Annotated in this window: 12 protein-coding genes; 4 read left to right on the forward strand and 8 right to left on the reverse strand. The window is 63.1% G+C overall.

Annotated elements, in window-relative coordinates; translation table 11 throughout:
* Positions 1-364: 364 nt before the first annotated feature.
* Positions 365-1,594, reverse strand: coding sequence for a trans-sulfuration enzyme family protein (locus BCAL_RS02320; protein ID WP_043164927.1), 1,230 nt, complete (start codon positions 1,592-1,594; stop codon positions 365-367).
* Between the two features lie 196 nt (positions 1,595-1,790).
* Between BCAL_RS02320 and BCAL_RS02325 the strand changes: the two genes are divergently transcribed.
* Positions 1,791-2,453 carry an alpha/beta hydrolase gene (locus tag BCAL_RS02325; protein WP_043165022.1) on the forward strand — a complete coding sequence of 221 codons (663 nt, stop codon included), beginning with the start codon at positions 1,791-1,793 and terminating at the stop codon, positions 2,451-2,453.
* Positions 2,454-2,508: 55 nt separating this feature from the next.
* On the opposite strand, the gene BCAL_RS02330 is transcribed toward BCAL_RS02325, so the two are convergent.
* Positions 2,509-4,812 carry a GTP-binding protein gene (locus BCAL_RS02330; RefSeq protein ID WP_043164925.1) on the reverse strand — a complete coding sequence of 768 codons (2,304 nt, stop codon included), beginning with the start codon at positions 4,810-4,812 and terminating at the stop codon, positions 2,509-2,511.
* Between the two features lie 266 nt (positions 4,813-5,078).
* On the opposite strand from BCAL_RS02330, the gene BCAL_RS02335 reads away from it, so the two are divergent.
* The 3 genes from BCAL_RS02335 to BCAL_RS02345 all read left to right on the forward strand — a co-directional run bounded on the left by BCAL_RS02335 (position 5,079) and on the right by BCAL_RS02345 (position 10,137).
* Positions 5,079-5,858 (forward strand): 3'-5' exonuclease, encoded by a 780-nt coding sequence (locus BCAL_RS02335; RefSeq protein ID WP_052119047.1) that lies wholly within the window; start codon positions 5,079-5,081, stop codon positions 5,856-5,858.
* A 178-nt stretch (positions 5,859-6,036) separates the two neighbouring features.
* Positions 6,037-7,620, forward strand: a complete 1,584-nt coding sequence (locus tag BCAL_RS02340) for an SIR2 family protein (protein ID WP_152600311.1) — start codon at positions 6,037-6,039, stop codon at positions 7,618-7,620.
* Between the two features lie 306 nt (positions 7,621-7,926).
* Entirely contained in the window at positions 7,927-10,137 is a 2,211-nt protein-coding gene (locus BCAL_RS02345; RefSeq protein WP_043164921.1) for a M13 family metallopeptidase, read from the forward strand.
* Positions 10,138-10,277: 140 nt separating this feature from the next.
* Here the strand turns inward: BCAL_RS02345 and BCAL_RS12085 are convergent, their stop codons facing one another.
* The 6 genes from BCAL_RS12085 to BCAL_RS13060 all read right to left on the reverse strand — a co-directional run bounded on the left by BCAL_RS12085 (position 10,278) and on the right by BCAL_RS13060 (position 19,018).
* Positions 10,278-11,072, reverse strand: coding sequence for a single-stranded DNA-binding protein (locus BCAL_RS12085; protein ID WP_052119046.1), 795 nt, complete (start codon positions 11,070-11,072; stop codon positions 10,278-10,280).
* Between the two features lie 247 nt (positions 11,073-11,319).
* Entirely contained in the window at positions 11,320-13,122 is a 1,803-nt protein-coding gene (locus tag BCAL_RS02355) for a proline--tRNA ligase (protein ID WP_238549597.1), read from the reverse strand.
* 141 nt (positions 13,123-13,263) lie between these two features.
* Positions 13,264-14,391 carry an AmmeMemoRadiSam system radical SAM enzyme gene (amrS, locus tag BCAL_RS02360; protein WP_081887197.1) on the reverse strand — a complete coding sequence of 376 codons (1,128 nt, stop codon included), beginning with the start codon at positions 14,389-14,391 and terminating at the stop codon, positions 13,264-13,266.
* The gene (amrB, locus tag BCAL_RS02365) at positions 14,375-16,087 is read right to left on the reverse strand and encodes an AmmeMemoRadiSam system protein B (protein WP_043164918.1); all 1,713 of its coding nucleotides are present in this window, start codon (positions 16,085-16,087) and stop codon (positions 14,375-14,377) included. Before amrB ends, amrS begins: the two co-directional genes overlap by 17 nt.
* A 93-nt stretch (positions 16,088-16,180) precedes the next feature.
* On the reverse strand, positions 16,181-17,638 hold the full coding sequence (locus BCAL_RS02370) for a polysaccharide deacetylase family protein (protein WP_052401184.1): 1,458 nt from the start codon (positions 17,636-17,638) through the stop codon (positions 16,181-16,183).
* A gap of 228 nt (positions 17,639-17,866) precedes the next feature.
* Entirely contained in the window at positions 17,867-19,018 is a 1,152-nt protein-coding gene (locus BCAL_RS13060; protein WP_150393824.1) for a sensor histidine kinase, read from the reverse strand.
* Positions 19,019-19,020 lie beyond the last annotated feature (2 nt).

Genomic DNA, 19,020 nt, shown 5'->3' on the forward strand with positions numbered 1-19,020 from the left:
TCGGGATGGGTTGGAGCCCGACAGGATCACGGGACGGGAATCCTGTCCGTCGGTTTTACAGGTTTTACAGGTTCTACAGGACTGTGAGGCCTGTGCGGAAATGATCGCGCCGACAGCGGCCTTCCATTCCTGCCGATGCCCTAGCGACAGGAATCTGTGAGTTTAACGCCTATGACCGGTACACGAGCCGGCCACAGGCCAGATCATTCGGAAGGCTCCGGCGGCCGTGCCCGTCGTGACACGTACCTTGGCACTGATCATGACAATCCCCTTTCTGTCATGGTGATGGATGGTTCTTCTCCCCTTGTCGTCGCCGGCGGATCCCCCAACCCGTCGACGACGAAATCCTATGCGACCCGCGAACTCAGGCGAAGACGCCCGAGGTGAGCTGCGCGAAGAGGTCGACGTCGGAGTGACGTTCGATGTACTTCGTGTACGCGATGTCGAAGGCCTGGCCGAGATCCTCGATCAGGTCGGCCTCGTCCTCGATGCCGACGGCGAGACGCACCAGTTCGTCGGTGATGCCGACCTTCAGGCGCTCTTCGCGCGGCAGTTCGAAATGCGTCATCTTACACGGCAGTTCGGCGAGCGATTCGACCGCGCCGAGCGAGACGGCCAGCCGGAACACATGCAGGTTGTCGAGCACGTCGGCCGGGTCGACGCCGGGCACGACCTCGAAGCTCAGCACGCCGCCGGCGCCCTTGAGGCCCTTCTCGCGCAGCTCGTCCTCATGTCCGGGCAGCCCGGGATAGTGCACGGTCTTGACCAGCGGATGGGCGAGCAGGTACTGCGCGATCGACTTGGCGTTGGCCTGCTGACGGTCCATGCGCAGCGCGAGCGTCTGGATGCCGCGGCGCACCGCGTCGCATTCGAGCGGGGCAAGCACGCCTCCGAAACGGTTCTGCGCGAAGTAGATCCTGTTGCCGATCTCCTCGCTCAGCGTCACCACGAGTCCGGCGTTCACGTCGGAATGTCCGGCGAGGTACTTGGTTGCGGAGTGGATGACGATGTCGGCGCCAAGGTCGAGCGGACGCTGCAGGTACGGGGTGACGAACGTGTTGTCCACGATGGTCAGCGCCCCGTGGCGGCGGGCGATGTTGGCGATGCCGCGCACGTCGTTGACGTCGAGCAGCGGGTTGGTCAGGACTTCGAAGTAGACGGCTTTGGCCGGCGAGACGCCGTGCTCGCGATCCCCGGCGACCGCGGTTTCGAGCGCCTGGAAATCATGGGTGTCGACCGATTCGATCGTCAGCCCCCAGCGGGAGAAGTAGTCGTGGAACAGCGAGTAGGTGCCGCCGTAGATGTTCTTGCCGACGACGATGCGGTCGCCCGGCTCGAAGATGCTCAGCGTGGCATGGATCGCGGCGAGGCCGGAGGCGAACGCGAACCCTCGCGTGCCGTGCTCGAGCTGCGCGATCTGGCGCTCGAGGAACTCGCGGGTCGGGTTGCCGCTGCGCGCGTAGTCGTAGCGGGGCATGGCGCCGACCTCGTCGAAAGCATATGTGGTCGAGTTGTAGATCGGCGGGTTCACGGCGCCGGTGGCGTTGTCGCCGATCGGAAGGCCGTGTACGAGCTGAGTGTTGAACCTGGTCATTGCGCACCCCCTATCGTGTGTGTCGCGCGGTTTGTTGTTGCGTGGTTTTGTTGTGGCTGTACCGCCTGTTCGGGGTGTTCCCGTGCGGTTGGTTATGACGATAACGCAGATCGACGCGCAGGAACAGGGCGTTGCTATATGTGTTGGTTATGGAATGTTATGGGTCGGCGACATTCGACGCCTACACTTGGCAATCATGAAGATCACCAAGGCTTTGACGCGTCTGAACGGTTCCGATTCCTCCCACTTCCCTGATCCGGTGTTCGTGCTGCTGCACGGCTGGGGTTCCAACGAGTACGATCTGCCCGACCTGCTGCGGTACTGTGGTGCGGGTTCGGCCGATTTCGCGAGTCTGCAGGCCCCGATCGCGTACGGCATGGGCTACACGTGGTTCGGTGACTGGGCGCACGAGGGTGTGCCGGAGGGCGAGTCGCTGACCCGTCAGGCGTACGATGCGGCCGCCGCGATCGATGAGTGGGTGAAGGCCAACATCCCCGCCGATCGCAGGGTGGTCACGCTGGGCTTCTCTCAGGGCGGCCTGCTCGCGGCGCACATGCTGCGCTTCGACCCCGCCCGTTATGCGGCGGCGGTGAGTTTCTCCGGCTGGCTCGCGCCGGGCGTGATGGACGGCGACAAGGCGCTCGAGGCCTCACAACCGCCGGTCTTCTACGGCCACGGGTCGATCGACGACATCTTCCCCGACGCCGATGTGGCGGCGATGAGCGCGTTCTGGCGTGCCCACGGCACGCTGAGCGAACACATCTACCCGGGCATGGCCCATTCGATCAACATGGACGAGCTGCGCGACGTGCAACGTTTCCTCGAGTCGAACGACCTGATCCGCCCGCAGATCCCGTGACGGCGTGACAGCAGCGTGACTACGTGGCATGACGGCGTGATTCCGCGAGCCTCGATCACGCCGTCGCGTAGTCGAGGTGCATGAATTCGGGCACCTTGTACCATTTGACCGGATAGCCGGCGCCGTGCGCGCAGAACACCGAGTCGGGCGTGTTGTCCAGGTCCGATTCCGGGTCGTACGCGGCCTGTTCGATGACCCGCGCCTGATCATGGCACGGCCGGTAGCCGCCGAACGTCGCGGAGAAGCGTCCGCGACCGTGCGTGTACGCGTTGACGTCCATCGCGTAGTCACGCATCTCGGAGACGGGAGCGAGCCCTTCGATCATCGCGTACTCGCCGTCCGTGACGGCCGGATCGAACGTGCCGGACATGCGCTGGATGTCGGCCATCGCACGTCCGAGCATGTCCTGAGGTACTTCGAGTCGGAAGCGATACCACGGTTCCAGCACGACGCAGTTGCCCGGGTTCACGGCCACGGCCTTCGCCATCCGCGCGACCGCCTCGTCACGTGCGTCGACGTCCGTTGCAGTCCCGTTCGACGACGTGGCCTTCGATGCTCCCGACGCATCGTTCGTCTCCTGCGCCTCCTCATCCTCGTCGATCTCGTATTCGGGTCGTACCGTATCCGTTCCGACGACCGCGTGACCGACGATGCCGGATCGCGCCTCCATCAGCCCCTGACGGATCGCACGGTACGTGGCCTGACGGAAATCGCCGCCTTCGGTGTGTTTCAGATGCGCGCGCGCCGCCACCAGCGTCATCTTCACGTCGGTCAGCGGCGAGCCGGTCAGCACGCCCAGATGCTCGCGTTCGGTCAGATGCGTGAGGATCAGGCGCTGCCAGTTGCGGTCGAGCTCGTTCACTGACAACGCGGAGGCGACGTGCACGCCGCTGCCCGGCTCGCCCGGCTCCAGGAGGATGTGCGCCTCGGCGTAGTGGCGCAGCGGTTCGAAATGCCCCACGCCTTCGATCGGCTTCGTGATGGTCTCCCGGTACAGGATCGACCCGGCGCCGAACGACACATCCAGTCCGAAGCGTTCATGCAGCGTCTGCTGGATGATCTCCAGCTGGACCGCGCCCATCAGCTGCACGTGGATCTCCTGCACGCGCTCCACCCACACGACGTGCAGCAGCGGGTCCTCGTCCTCGAGCTCGCGCAGCGCGGTGAGCACCCGATGCAGGGTGAGGTCGTCGAAGCGCGGGCGATCCGCGGGAACGGACTCATCCGCCGAGCCTCCCGCGGATTCGCCGCCTGCCACGGAATCGGCACCGGCTGTGGCGGGCAGCACGGTGTAGGTGAGCACCGGCTGCATCTCGGGCGATTCGGCATCCGGTTCGATGCCCAACCCCTCGCCGGGGAACGTGCGCTCCAGCCCGGTGACCGCGCACACCGATCCGGACGGCAGTTCGGCGGCGATGTCGAATCGGGCGCCGTTGTAGACGCGCACCTGATCGATCTTCTCTATCGATCCCGATGATCCCGATTCCTGCGACGCATCCCCATCCACGCCGGGCGACCCCGCACCGGTGTCGACCAGCGACTTCGCCCTGAGCGCGCCTCCGGTCACGCGAAGCCAGGTGAGACGGTTGTGCTTGTCGTCGTGCGAGATCTTGAACACGCGTGCGCCGAAGTCGGCGGGCCATTGCGGCTCACGTGCGTATGCGGCGAACCCGTCGAGGAACTCCTCGACGCCGTCGAGCTTCAACGCGGATCCGAAGAACACGGGGAACAGTTCACGTGCGGCGATCATCGCTCGCACGCGCTCGAGCGTGATCGCGCCGGCGTCGAAGTACTCGTCCATCGCCTGCTCGTCCAACGCGGCGATGTCCTCGATCTCGTCGCCGAACGGCACCGCCGTGCTTCCGTCGCCTGACGGATCCGCATCGATCGCCGGCAGCGGATGGATCGCGTCGCTCAGCCTCGCGTGCAGCTGCGCGAGGATCGCATCGCGATCGAATCCGGGGGCGTCGGACTTGTTGACGAACAGGAACACCGGCACGTCGTACCGTCCGAGCAGTCGCCACAGCGTCTCGGTGTAGCCCTGCACGCCGTCGATGCCGGAGACGACGAGGATCGCGTAGTCGAGCACGCGCAGCACGCGTTCGGTTTCGGCGGCGAAGTCGACGTGACCGGGCGTGTCGAGCAGGGTGAGCTTGAGATCGCCGTGCTCGACAAGCGCCTGATGCGCGAAGATCGTGATGCCGCGCGCCTTCTCGAGCGCATTGGTGTCGAGGAACGCGTCGCCGTGGTCCACGCGGCCGAGTTTGCGGATCTCTCCGGTGCGGTACAGCAGCGCCTCCGACAGCGTGGTCTTGCCCGCGTCCACATGTGCCACGATTCCCGCTACGATCCGTGTCATGGTCCGCTCGTCTCCTCTCGTTTCCTGTCTTCGTCTTCCGTTGCGTCCGATATGGTTCACCAATATAGCCCGATGCCCGAGTCGGTCACACGTCGGCCTCCATGTGTGCATCTACTCGTGCATCTACTATGGATTGAGCATTTCAGGGTAGCGCCCGGCCGCCCTGGCCGGTGTTGTCCGGTTACAGGGGCGTGGCACGCATGACGCGACTCGGCAGAAGGGCCCGCGACCCCACGTATGACGCATTGCAAGTGAAGGAGCACACAGTGACCGTTTCCGGCATCAGCACGTTCGGCCGCGCCGACGATTCCGCCGATCCCCCGACCGAGGGCCGCGCGGGAACGGCAGGCTTCCCCGCGGACTATGTGACGCTCGATCTGGAGACCACCGGCTTCTACCCGAACAGCTGCTCGATCACGGAGATCGGTGCGGTGCGCGTGCGCGACCGGCGTATCGTGGACCGGTTCCAGCAGCTGGTGAATCCGCTGCGCCCGATTCCCGCGCAGGTGGTCAAGCTCACCGGCATCACCGACGAGATGGTCGCCGGCCTGCCGACGATCGACGAGGTGCTGCCGCGGTTCGTCTCATGGCTGTCGGCCGGCGTCTCGACCGACCCGGACGCCTCCTACGAGCCCGATTCCGATAGCGACACCGACGCCGACGATTCCGCCGCCATCGCCGCCGTCCCGTTCGAGCCGATCGTCGGACACAACGTGAGCTTCGACATCCGCTTCCTCGATTGGAACGCGCGCAAGGTGCTCGACGCCCCGTTCTCCTGCGTCGACTACGACACGATGCAGATCAGCCGCACGCTGTTCCCCTCGCAGCGCCACCACCGTCTGCTCGATCTGATCCAGCGCTTCGACATTGCGGACAACGAGGAGCACCGCGCGTTGAGCGATGCGATCCAGACCCAGCAGTGCCTCGAATGGATGCACCGCTACACGGATCGCCACGCCGGCCGCGGCTTCGGCTCGGTCGACTGGACCGACGTCACCGACAAGGGCAACGACACGGTCATCCACCGCCAGCTCACGCTGCTGTAATCTGCTGCCGCGGCACAATCAACTTCGCCCCCACTCGCCTCCGAGCGCCGAGGTAGCATGGGATATGCGCAGCAGGGGATCGAAAAAGGGGATGACGATGACCGAGGATTTCAATACGTAGGCGCGCGACACGGTGCTCCGCCTGCTCACCGAAGTCAATCGCGTCCCCTTCCTGTTCGTGGGTTCCGGCATCTCCCGCCGATATATGGGATCCGAGGATTGGGACGGTCTGCTCAAATGGGTGTGCGAAAGCGCAGGCGCACCGATGAAACCGTACTATCAGTACAAACTCGCCGCCTCCGCCGAGGGCGACGGCAGGAAGAACACGGTCTATCCACGCATCGCGACGTTGATGGAAAAGGATTTCCTCGATGCGGTCAATCGTCCGGAATATGCGGCATGGGTCGAAGCGCATCAGGAGGAGTTCGAGTCCGGCATCGAACCGATGAAGGTGTACATCGCCGACCATCTGAAGGCCTTCCAACCGACGCAGCTGTCCGAAGAACTGGAGGTCCTGCGCAGAGCGACACGCCATGTGGCCGGCGTCATCACCACCAACTACGACTCCCTCATGGAATCGGTCTTCCCCAAGTACGACGTGTACGTGCGACAGGACGATCTGCTGTTCTCACCGCTCATGGGCATCGGCGAAATATACAAGATCCACGGTTCGGCCGACGACCCCGAATCGATGGTCATCGACGAACGGGATTACCAGCGACTCGGCGAACACCGCGATTACCTGACATCGAAGATCCTCACCATCTTCGGCGAGTACCCGATCATCTTCCTCGGCTATTCGATGAACGATCAGGACATCCGCGACATCATTTCGTCGATCGCGTCCTGTGCAGGGGAACGCCGCGCCAGAGAGATCGCCAAACGCTTCATCTTCGTGGAGTATTCGGCCGATCACACGATCACATCCAACCGCTACGAAGTAAACGACAGCCAAGTGGTGGAGATGACCGGCATCCGCACGCAGGATTTCACGCCGATCTACGCGGCCATCGCGAAAACCAACCAACGGTATGCGCCGAAAGTGTTGAACCAGATTCTCAGGCAACTGTACAGGGCATCATATTCCGGGGAAGACGCCGAAAGCGTGGTTGCCGTGGAACTCTCGCATATGGACGAACTACCGCCCGACAAGAACGTCATCGTAGGCGTGGGCGTGATGGACTACGGGCGCAAGGTGACCTTGTCCGATCTGTATGAAGATGTGCTGTTCGGCACCAAACAGTTCTCTCCCGAACTTGTCGTAGGAGAATACATGGACGCGATGCTCAAACAAGGCGGCGTCCCCATGTACTACTACTTGCGCCGCTACGACGATCCGTTGGGACCACGAACCCAACAGGAGATCGCGACAAAGACCTCAATGGAGTCGTATCTCAATAACACGGACCGAAAGATACGGGAGCATAGCCGCACAAAGCTGTCAGACGCCAGCATCGATGGCCTTATCAAGGCTTTCCCCGATGATGCCTACAAACATCTCATTCTGCTTCATCAATCGGAAATCGACGTCGACCAACTCGAGATGCTGCTGAAAACCACCGCAAAAGGCATGCTCACGGCCGGCAAACAGCTTGACTACGTGTTGCGCAAGGACATCAGGATCTACGATTTCCTCAAATACGGCATCGACTACCTGAAAACCAGTACGCCCCCACAGTCACCGTCATCAGCTCCAACTCTTACAGCGGAACCCAACGGATCAGCGGGGGCGTCACCGACATCGGATCCAAGCCACGCGTAAGCCTGTAATCCTGTCTTCAAGGATAGTCGCGTACCTCACTGCAGGCAACCTGCATCCGTCTTCGAAACAGAACTTCACTGACAGCACAAAGAGGGACAGCGATGCTTCCGATCGTAATGGCACAGCATATCCACGACGGTCTGGCCGATTATCTGGAGACCACGTTCCCGATGACCATATGTATGAGGGAACACGAGCATGCAAACAAACGCCACTAACTGGATACGGATCTCGCCGATCTGATTCGACGGGCGGCAGGCGGACCGGCGCCGCCTCCGCTCCCCCGTGGCGACTACTGTGGGGGTTATGAGTGAAGCATCTGCAACCACCGGCGCGACCAGCGCATTGAAGTCCGGCATCGATCCGGCATCGTTCTCAGGCGTCATCAAGCCTTCCGACGACCTGTTCCGTTACGTGAACGGCCCGTGGACCGACACGTACCGTCTGCCCGACGATCGTTCCCGCTACGGCTCGTTCGACAAGCTCGCCGAGAACGCGGAGAACCAGATCCGCGACATCCTCGAGGATGAGGACGGCTGCCCGGCCGTCAAGTCGCAGGCCCTGTACCGTTCGTTCCTCAACACCGATCTGATCGAGCAGCAGGGCATCGCTCCGATCAAGGCCGATCTCGACGCGATCGACGCCGCCGAGGACAAGGCGGAGCTCACCCGTACGCTCGGACGTCTCAACGCGTCCACCGGCGTCGACGTGTTCGCGCTGCCGATTTACGGCGACCCGGGAAACCCGGATCTCAACATCGCGCACATCGAGCAGGCCGGCATCCTGCTGCCGGACGAGGCGTACTACCGTGAGGACCATTACGCCCCGGTGCGTGACGCCTACGTGCACATGGTCGCCGTCCAGCTCGTCAACGCCGGCTACGCGCCGGCCGCCGAGGACAATCCGAACGTCGACGACGAACTGCCGAAGTCGCAGACCGACGGTGAGGACGGCGAGGGCGACGACACGCAGGACGTGACCGTCACGCCGAGTCAGGAAGCGCTCGACATGGCCGCCCGCTTCCTCGACGTGGAGACCAGGATCGCCGCGAATCATTGGGACAACGTGGCCACGCGCGATTCCGTGAAGACCTACAACCCCACCGACTACGCCGATCTGGCCGCGACGCTCAGCCACTTCGATCTCAATGCATGGATCGACGCATGGCAGGCCGGCTATGATGCGACCGCCGCCGCCAAGGTCCAGCCGCTCGACTTGCGCGCGGTGTTCTCGCGCGTGATCGTCCACGAGCCGAGCTTCCTGGAAGGTCTTGACGCGTTCTGGGACGCCGCCGATCTCGACGATCTCAAGCTGTGGGCCCGTGTGCATCTCATCGTCGGATCCGCCTCCTACCTCTCCCGCGCATTCGACAGGACGAACTTCGACTTCTTCGGCAAGGTGCTTTCCGGCGCGAAGAAGCAGCGCGATCGCTGGAAGCGTGGCGTGAGCCTCGTCAACGGCATCTGCGGCGAGGACGTGGGCCGCGAGTACGTGCGCCGTCACTTCCCGGAAAGCTCGAAGCAGCGTATGGAGCAGCTGGTCGTGAACCTGATCGACGCCTATCGCGTGTCGATCACGAACTCCGACTGGCTGGGCGAGGAGACGAAGGAGAAGGCCCTCGAGAAGCTCTCCAAGTTCACGCTGAAGATCGGATACACGAACCATTGGCGCGACTACACGGCGCTGGACGTGCACGAGGACGCCGTGCTCGCCGAGAACATGATGGCCGCTTCGCTCTACGAGACCGGATACCAGCTGGAGAAGGTCGGCAAGCCGGTCGACAAGGACGAGTGGCTGATGAACCCGCAGACGGTCAACGCCTACTACGAGCCGACGATGAACGTGATCGTCTTCCCGGCCGCGATTCTCCAGCCGCCGTTCTTCGACCCGCAGGCCGAGGACGCGGCCAACTACGGTGGCATCGGCGCGGTGATCGGCCACGAGATCGGCCACGGCTTCGACGATCAGGGTTCGCAGTACGACGGCGACGGCAAGCTCAACGACTGGTGGACACCTACGGACAAGGCCAACTTCGAGCAGCGTACGAAGGCGCTCATCGAGCAGTACAACGCGTTCGTTCCCAAGCAGCTGCAGGAAAAGTACGCGGATGAGCCGGAGAAGGCCCCACATGTCAACGGAGCGTTGACGATCGGCGAGAACATCGGCGATCTGGGCGGCGTGAACATCGCACTCAAGGCGTATGCGTTCGCGCTCGACAAGGCCGCGGGCCGCGCCGAGGACGGTTCCGCCGAGGCGATCGAGGCGTCGCTCGCCACCGCTCCCGAGATGGACGGGTTCACCGGCGTGCAGCGCTTCTTCCTGAGCTACGCGTCGATCTGGCGCACGAAGAACCGCGACGAGCTGGCCGAGCAGTATCTGCAGATCGACCCGCACTCCCCCGCCGAATGCCGCACGAACGGCATCGTGCGCAACGTGGATCTGTTCTACAAGGCGTTCGACGTCAAGGAGGGCGATCCGATGTACCTCGCCCCCGACCAGCGCGTACGCATCTGGTGACGACGCCACTCCTCTGTTCCGAGGGGTAGTTGGCGGCAAGCAGCACCGAACGGCGCCCGTGCGATACCTGATAATCGGGTATCGCACGGGCGCCGTTCGTTTGTGTCCCTTCGGCTATGGCGGAGGTCAGAGGTCGGAGGTCAGAACGGATCCGAACCGTTCTCAGCGGTATCGGCGACGGTGCGATCACCGGCATCGCCTTCATCCGCAGCCGACGAATCCGCAACCGCAGCAGCCGATGCAACCGTCGAATCCGTGGATTCGTCGTGGATGACACCGTCGTCGTCCACGGTCGTGTCGTCGTATTCGGCTGCGCCGTCGACGGACTCGTCCTCGCTCATGGCACCGTACACCTCGGTGCCAGCGGCATCGTCATCCTGCGACGCGCCGAGGATGTCGACCGGGCGGATCGGCGTCGAGGCACCCGGCAGTGGATCATTGCTGGGAGCGCCGGCACCATCGGCTCCGGCATTGGCGTACGAATCCGCTCCCTGCCCGCTGGGGACGTTCTGCCCGTTCCGATCGTTCCGCTCCGAATCCGACGCGTCCGAGGCGGGCTGTTCGCGTCCGACACGGCGGAATCGGCCGACGCCCTGACTCAGGTCGTGACCGACGGCGACGGCGTCGATCACCGGCGTGAACCGGTCGGTCTGTTCGCCCTCCTTGCGCCAGCGCTCCGAATGAAGCGTGCCGGTCACGATGACGGGATCGCCCTTGTGCAGCGATCCCAGGATGTTCGAAGCGAGCGTGCGATAGGCGCGCACACCCACCCACGTGGTCTCGCGGTCACGCCACTGCCCGAGACCCGAGTCATAGAATCGTGGAGTAACCCCGATGCGAAACGAACAGGCGGGAGCGTCGATGTTCTTGCTGAAGGATCTGGGGTCCGCACCGAGATTGCCGGTGACGGTCACCTGAATTTGCTGGATGCCCATGTCGATTGGTCCTTTCCGTATGCGATCGGCCCTCGTTGGCCGATGCGATCGATGATGGACCGAAGAGACGGCCCACCCGCGCGTGTGATCACGGACGGCCGTTCTTCGGTGCTCCCAGCGTGCGTCGGAGCACGGCGCACGAGCAAGACCGGTCGAAATATGTGGGCGGAGCCTGGCACCACGGGCGTGTTGTGGATAAAAAACGGCTCCCCTGACGAGGGGAGCCGCAAAAGGAATGCCGGAAGCGTCAGATGCGCTTCGCCAGCTCGTCGACGGCCTGATCGGCGGGCACGGCGACCTTGTTCTCGCCGTCGCGATCGCGGATCTCGATGGTGCCGTCGTTGACGTAGTCGCGGCCGACCACGGCGATGACCGGCACGCCGATGAGCTCGGCGTCCTTGAACTTGACGCCCGGGGAGACCTTCCTGCGGTCGTCGTAGATGACCTCGACGCCCTTGGCCTCCAGATCGGCGACCAGCTTCTCAGCGCCTTCGAACGCCTTCTCGTCCTTGCCGGTGGCGACCACGTGGACCTGCGCCGGCGCGATGACGGTCGGCCATGCGAGGCCGCGATCGTCGTGATGCGTTTCGGCGATGCAGGCGAGCACACGAGAGACGCCGATGCCGTAGCAGCCCATCCACACCGGTACGGCCTTGCCGTTCTGGTCGAGGACCTTCAAGTCCAAAGCCTTGGAGTACTTGAGACCGAGCTGGAAGACCTGACCGATCTCGACGCCGCGTTCGAAGCTCAGCGGGCCGGAGCCGTCCGGGCTCATATCACCGTGGCGGACCTCGACGGCCTCGACGGTGCCGTCGGCCTCGAAGTCACGGCCGTAGACCGCATGGAAGCGGTGCTTGCCGGCCTCGTCGCCACCGATGATCCATTCGGAGCCCTTGACGACGTGCGCGTCGACGAAGAAACGCACCGGCTCGGCGACGCCCGCGGCCTCGCCCTGCTTGCCGAACGCCATCGGTCCCATGTATCCGGCCACCATCTCGGGGTGGGCCTTCAGGTCCTCCTCGGTGGATTCCTCGATCTCGGACGGAGCGAACTGCGCCTCGAGACGCTTCATATCCACCTGACGATCGCCCGGCACGGCCACGGCGATGACCTCGCGCCACGGCTTGTCATGGTCCTCATCCTCGGCGTGCATCACCGTGATGGCAACGGTCTTCAGCGTATCGGCGGCGGTCCATTCGCGGCCGTCCTCGCGCGGGTAGAGACGATTGGCGGTGTCGACCAATGCCTCGATGGTCTTGGAATCGGGGGTCTCGCGAATGTCCATCGCCGGAGTGTTCGAGGCGTCGATCTCCGGCAGCTCCGGAGTGTGCAGCGCCTCGACGTTCCACGCCTTGCCGGACGGGGCGAGGGCGAACGTGTCCTCGCCGATGGCCATCGGGGCGAGGAACTCCTCGGAGGCGGAGCCGCCCATCGGGCCGGACATCGCGAACACGGGCACGTACTTGAGGTCGAGACGCTGGAAGATGCGCTCGTAGGCGCCGCGCTCGTCGTAGTACGCCTTGCGCATGCCCTCCTCGTCGATCGTGAAGGAGTAGGCGTCCTTCATGATGAACTCGCGGCCGCGGATGAGGCCGGCGCGCGGACGGAACTCATCGCGGTACTTGGTCTGGATCTGGTAGAGGGTGACGGGCAGGTCCTTGTAGGACGAGTACATGTCCTTGACCAGCAGCGTGAACATCTCCTCGTGCGTCGGCGCGAGCAGGTAGTCGGCCTGATGACGGTCCTTGAGACGGAAGATGTTGTCGCCGTACTCCTCCCAGCGGTGGGTGGCCTCGTACGGTTCACGCGGCAGCAGGGCCGGGAAGTGCACCTCCTGGGCGCCGATGCCGTTGATCTCCTCGCGGATGATGTCCTCGATCTTGTTGAGCACGCGCAGGCCGAGCGGCAGCCAGGTCCAGATGCCGGGCGCGGCCTTGCGGATGTATCCGGCGCGCTGCAGAAGCTTGGCGGAATCGACGTCCGCGTCGGCGGGATCCTCGCGCAGGGTGCGCAGGAACAGGGTAGACATACGAAGGGTATTGGAAGTCATACGCTCCAAGATATTCGCGTCAACCGACAAGCGGGTGATGTACATCGGCCTGCCCATCCGCACGCCCGTTGCCCGCGTATCCTTCCGCGTGCCCTCCCACGATCGCCCGCAATCACCCGAGATCACCCGCCGGCGGGGAGATCACCACCTGCCGGCGATCACGGTCCCGCACTCGGGGCATCGCACGCCCTCCGCATCACGTCCATCGTTCCCGCTCTCTCCTGCCGGAGTCCCGCCCGTAAGCCGGTCGTCGATGATCCGATACCAGTCGCGCACCACGAGCGGCGTTCGGCAGGACGGGTTCGGGCAGTAGGTGGTGTCGCCGTCGGTGTCATGCACGTTGCCGGTGTAGACGTAGTGGAGTCCCTCGTCCAGGGCGATTCCGCGGGCGCGGGTGAGCGTCGCGTGCGGGGTGGGCGGCACGTCGGTCATCTTCCATGCGGGGTGGAACGCGGAGAAGTGCAGGGGCACGTCCGGTCCGCAGTGCTCGCGTATCCACGTGCATTCGGCGTGCAGCTGCGCGTCGTCGTCGTTGAGGCCGGGGATGAGCAGCGTCGTCAGCTCCACCCACACGTGCCGCCCGTCCGGGATGCGCGCCTCGTTGACCGCATAGTCGATGGTGTCGAGCACGTCCTGCAGGTGCGTGCCGGTAACCTTCCAGTAGAAGTCCTCGGTGAAGCCCTTCAGGTCGATGTTGGCGGCGTCCATCGCATCGTAGAAGTCGGCGCGGGCGGGCGCGGCCATGTATCCGGCGGTGACGGCGATCGGATGGATGCCGCGCGCACGGCATGCGTAGGCGGTGTCGATCGCATATTCGGCGAACACGATCGGATCGTTGTAGGTGAACGCGACCGAGTCGATGCCACGATCGGCGGCAACGCGCGCGATCCTTTCGGGGCTCGCCTCGACGCCGAGACGATCGTAATCGCGAGCGCGCGAAATGTCCCAGTTCTGACAGAACCGGCATCCGGAGTTGCATCCGGCCGTGCCGAAGCTCAGGACGCTGGAGCCGGGGTGGAAGTGGTTGAGTGGCTTCTTCTCGACCGGGTCGACGGCGAATCCGGAGCTGCGGCCGTATGTGTCGGACACGATCACGCCGTCATGGTTGGAGCGTACGAAGCAGAAGCCGCGCTGTCCGGGCTTGAGCACGCAACGGCGCGGGCACAGTTCGCAGCGGGCGCGGCCGGTACCGTCGTCGAACCGCGTCTGCCAGCGGCCGAGGGCCGGGCCGAAGGTGTCCTGTGGCCGCAGGTCACTCCCGCTCGGCATAGGCCGTCACCCCATAGCGTTCGCACTCGATCTCGCTGTGATCCCAGTCGAGGCTCGGCGTGATGCCGGCCTTGGCGAGCAGATGGGAGACGAAGTCGTGCGGGTCGGGCAATTGCTCCCACACCTGCGGCAGGAACGTGGCGCGGCGTCCGCGACCGTCGGCGAGGATGAGCCCGTCCTCACCGGGCTTCAGCGCGCGCTCGAGTTCCGTACGCGAGCGCACGGCGATCGGTTCGGGGCGCGAAAGCACCGACACCTCCACGTCGAGCAGCGGGTATTCGCGTGACGTCACGGGCATGAACCGCGGGTCGCGGCTGGCCGCGTCGACCGCGTGGTCGGCGACGTCCCGGCCCAGCGACCGGTATGCCTCGAGCGTGCCGATGCAACCGCGCAGGTCGCCCTGTTCGGTTAGGGTGACGAAGCTCGCACCGGGTTCGTCGAGCCACGAATGGCGTGCGATGATCGCATTCGGACGGTCGGCGGGGTCGTCGTCCAGTCCGAGATGTTCGCGGATGGCCGCTCGGGCGAGTTTGAGGAGCACGGTGCCGTGGTCGGCGTCACGGTCGACACCGTGGCCTGCATCGTGGCCGGACGCTTCCTGCTCGGATGCGGGATCCGATCCGTTCCGCGATGCCGCATCGCGTTCCGCAGTCCTCACGCCACCTGCGGATTCGCTCTCCTGCCAGATCGCAAACGACGAGTAGCCGACGACGGCCTCGTCGGGGTCGCGCATCGCGGGACGTGGCTCGCCGGCGAGCGCGACCACGCCGTCGTCGCCGGAGGTGCTGCGGCCGAGCAGCCGCAGGTCGAAGGCGACGTCGTCTCCTGCGGCGCTCCCCTGCGATGCCGGAGACGAATCGGGATGCAGCCCGCGTGTCAGCACGTCGAGCAGGCCGTTGACCGGGTATGCGCCGCACGCGCGACGCGGGTGGATGGGACCACGACGGTGCGCGATCGCGTCGATGGTCTCGTCGTCGAGTTCGCGCGCATACTCCTGCGGATGGTAGTGGGACAGGTCGGAGCTGATCACGATGACGGTTTCGGGACCGCCCCACAGGGCACGCAGCACGTCGCCGACCTCGCGCGGAGTGGCGTCGCCGGCGTTGAGCGGCACGATCTCGAGATCCGGTCCGAACACGGTCTGGAGGAACGGGATCTGCACTTCGACCGCATGCTCCTGCGCGTGCGTCGGATCGTCGACGATGAGCGCAGGGGCGGGTGCGTCCGGCAGCGCGCACATGCCGGAGCGCAACGCGCCTCCGACATCGTCAGGCCTGTCCGCGTCATCGCCGGATAGCAGTCCCAATGCGCGACGTTCGGACGCGACGTCGATCGGCACCGTGCCGAGCGGGGTCTCGAACGCGACGGCCGACGAGCAGGCGACGCCGCGGACCGGTACACGATGCGTAGGCCCGACGATCACCGCGCGGCGGATCGTGCCGCGTCCGCGTTCGAGCAGCGCATAGGCGAGCGCCGCGGTCGTGCCGGAGTACACGTATCCGGCGTGCGGCACGATCACCGCCTTCGGGGCGCCCTGCGGCAGGGAATCGCCGTCGTTCCCGTCATCCTCCAGCTTCGCAAGCAATTCGCGCCCGTAGTCGAGCTGTCGGCTGATCATCTTCTTCAATACGACGCGATCATCGGGGTAGAAGGCTCCGGCCACCGCTGCCAGACGAACGAAATCGGCACGCACCATAACGACCACCTCTTTCACGTCCTATGGTAGTCGTCGTTGGATGTCCGCGTCTCGCGATCGCCTATCGCACGACGATGACCGATTCGGCTGGACTCAGCTGGCGGCGCCTACTTGACCACCCTGCTGTACGGCGTCGACGCTGTCGAGACTGTAGATCATGTCGCCGGGCTCAACAGGCTGCATGGCGCCGGCGAGGAGCGTGTCGACGGTGACGAGATGATAGCCCTTCTTCTCGAGTCCCTTGATGATCTCGGGAAAGGCCTTGGCGGTTGCCGCATTGCCGTCGTGCAGGGCGACGATCGAACCCGGGGCAGCGTCGGAGACCACGCGTTTGGCGATTGCGGAGGCCGTGGCCTTGCCGTCCCAGTCGCCGGAGTCGACGCTCCACATGATCATCGATTGGTTGTTGGCTTTCGCGGCGGCGCGCAGGGCGTCGCTCCAGGCACCGTCCGGCGGGCGGAACAGGGTGACGGGTTTGCCTGAGGCCTGCGAGATCACGTCGTCGGTGTCCTTGAACCATTTGGCAAGTTGGTCGGCGCTCATCGCATGCATCTGCGTGTGCCGCCATGAGATCGATCCGACGGAGTGTCCTTCGGCGATCATGCGTTTGACGAGGGACACGTTGGAGCCGTTGACGAACTGGCCCTGCAGGAAGAACGTGGCGGGTACCTTGGCCCGTTTGAGCTCGTCGAGGATCTTCGGCGTGCGCTGCTTGTTGGGGCCGTCATCGAAGGTCAGGGCCACGCAATTGATGAAATGGCAGTCGAGCGGCATGGCGGCAATAACCTTGTCCGTGGCGTCGGAGAGCGGTCCGGTCGCGTTCGCAATGGTCGCCGCGTCGGTGGTGGACGTGGTGTCGAGCGTATGCTGCGCCGCGTCGATGGTCTGCTTGAGTACGGCGCGCAGGGCGTTGTCGGCCTTGCCGTCGGATCGCGTATAGGCGGTGCGCGCCTTGTCGAGGAGCGTGTCAAGTCGTGCACGCGCGTCCCTGACGGTCAGACCATCGAGAATGCCCTGCAGGGTCTGCATGTCGTACGGCATGGAGATGAGGGCCGTGTCCATCTGGGTGTCGGCGATGCCGTACCGGTCGGACAGGTCGTCCAGCGCCGCGGTGGACATGTCGTCCGTGCAGTCGGCGGCGGCGAGCGCCGTGAAGTCGATGCCGTCCGTACGGTTCACCTGTTGCTGGAGTCGTTCGCGGGTCTCGCTGTCGTCGAATCCCTTGGTTTTGTCGAGCAGCGTCTTCGATGTGGCGAGGGTCGGTGTGAACGTGGTGGCGGTCTCCGTGTACGCGCGGCGGGAGGCGCGGCATCCGGCGAGTGCGCTTTCATGCGCGTGACGCTGCGACGTCAGTACCGAACTCGTGACCGTCCACCCGGCGAACACCAGTCCCGCCGCGAACAACGCGATCACCGCGACGACGATCGGCGTGCGCAGGCGACGCACATCGGCGTGGCGTCTCCCAGCGCCGCTCCCGGCATCGCTCTGTGAGGAGCTCTCAGAGAAGTCTCCGCGCCCAGGCTTCGCGGCCGCGTAAAGGTCGTCCTCCATCGACTCGCTCGATTCATCAACAGACTCGTCAGAATGGGACAGATTGTCCAGAAGAGTCGGATCATCGATCTCGTCACCGTAGGCAGAGTCACGACCATTATCGCCATTTCGCGCCGTCCGATTCCCCGTCATAGCATCTGGCCTTTCAGAGTCCGCACCAATCGTCTCGTCATACGATCCCCGCCTCTCCGTTCTAAGCATAGACTCCTTTCCTTACGGGAGCATGCATCAGTCAGGTAGCTGACGAGAGCAACCAACGGAATTCAGCGGGATGGTCACCTTGACATGCCAACGGCCATCTTCGACAGAATACTGCACACTGCCTCCCAGCATAGACAATTTTGACTGCATCGATTTCAACCCAGTCCCCAATCCGAAGGATCGAACTTCGCTCTTCTTAGTGGAAATAGCATTGGAACTGCAGATAGTGAGACATTCCCCTTCATCAACAATCTTCAAATCATATGCACCACTACTCACAATACAGTATTTTTCAATGTTTACATACAACTCCTTGAGTACATCAAGGGTCACATCAGGATATATGACATCGTGCTTTCTAACACTATTGAAGACAGATTTACCCACATATCCCATGTCATGAAGATAGGTGTCGGATTCAACTAGAAAGTGACTGATACTATCAGAATTCAGCATTCCCGTTTTTGGGAGATGAGGATCACTTTCATCTACAAGCAGATTCATGACACGATGCGTGTTGAGCAAAGCTTTTTGAGCGCACAACTCAACGGCAGCAACACTCTTCGCATCCATTTCACCAGAGCTATCATCATGTGAGCGTCCACACATGAGAATAATCGAAGATAACTCATTGGTCACCTTATCATGAAGTGCTTCAGACATATATATTCTGTACATGAGGTTTCGTGATCTGACTTGTTTAACCAAGTCATTGTTGTCCAAACGAATACGAAGAATAGCCCTTCCGATACAAAAGAAGATTATGCATAGATATATGACAGACATAATCTGTTGTATATCATGGTGAAGCCAATACTCGGACAATAAAAGCATCGAACACAAGACCAAAAGAACACAAGATGACCATACTACTGGCAAAATATATGCAAGAAAGCAGATCGCAATCAGCACACCCAATGCCTGAAGGGTATACAAATCATTCGGCAGAAAAGCAACCACAACGCGCAACACGACAAGCAGCAGACTTGCCACACATGGCAAAACAGCGAATAGTGCAATGAGTAGAATATATACCGCAAGAAATAAAACAATATCAACAGGCAGTGCAAACGAAAAATATCCAGAACCATATATTTGGATAATGCTGTAGCACAACACAGCAAAGGAAACAACCATCGTCCATTTATGACGACGAACCGCCGTCTTGATCTTATCCACGA

Source organism: Bifidobacterium callitrichos DSM 23973 (assembly GCF_000741175.1).
In the GTDB taxonomy this organism is placed as follows: domain Bacteria; phylum Actinomycetota; class Actinomycetes; order Actinomycetales; family Bifidobacteriaceae; genus Bifidobacterium; species Bifidobacterium callitrichos.

Excerpts from the sequence above, each read along its gene's own strand:
- BCAL_RS02320 (WP_043164927.1), bottom strand. The coding sequence starts at position 1,594 with ATGACCAGGTTCAACACTCAGCTCGTACACGGCCTTCCGATCGGCGAC.
- BCAL_RS02325 (WP_043165022.1), top strand. The coding sequence starts at position 1,791 with ATGAAGATCACCAAGGCTTTGACGCGTCTGAACGGTTCCGATTCCTCC.
- BCAL_RS02330 (WP_043164925.1), bottom strand. The coding sequence starts at position 4,812 with ATGACACGGATCGTAGCGGGAATCGTGGCACATGTGGACGCGGGCAAG.
- BCAL_RS02345 (WP_043164921.1), top strand. The coding sequence starts at position 7,927 with ATGAGTGAAGCATCTGCAACCACCGGCGCGACCAGCGCATTGAAGTCC.
- BCAL_RS12085 (WP_052119046.1), bottom strand. The coding sequence starts at position 11,072 with ATGGGCATCCAGCAAATTCAGGTGACCGTCACCGGCAATCTCGGTGCG.
- BCAL_RS02355 (WP_238549597.1), bottom strand. The coding sequence starts at position 13,122 with ATGACTTCCAATACCCTTCGTATGTCTACCCTGTTCCTGCGCACCCTG.
- amrS (WP_081887197.1), bottom strand. The coding sequence starts at position 14,391 with ATGCCGAGCGGGAGTGACCTGCGGCCACAGGACACCTTCGGCCCGGCC.
- amrB (WP_043164918.1), bottom strand. The coding sequence starts at position 16,087 with ATGGTGCGTGCCGATTTCGTTCGTCTGGCAGCGGTGGCCGGAGCCTTC.
- BCAL_RS02370 (WP_052401184.1), bottom strand. The coding sequence starts at position 17,638 with ATGGAGGACGACCTTTACGCGGCCGCGAAGCCTGGGCGCGGAGACTTC.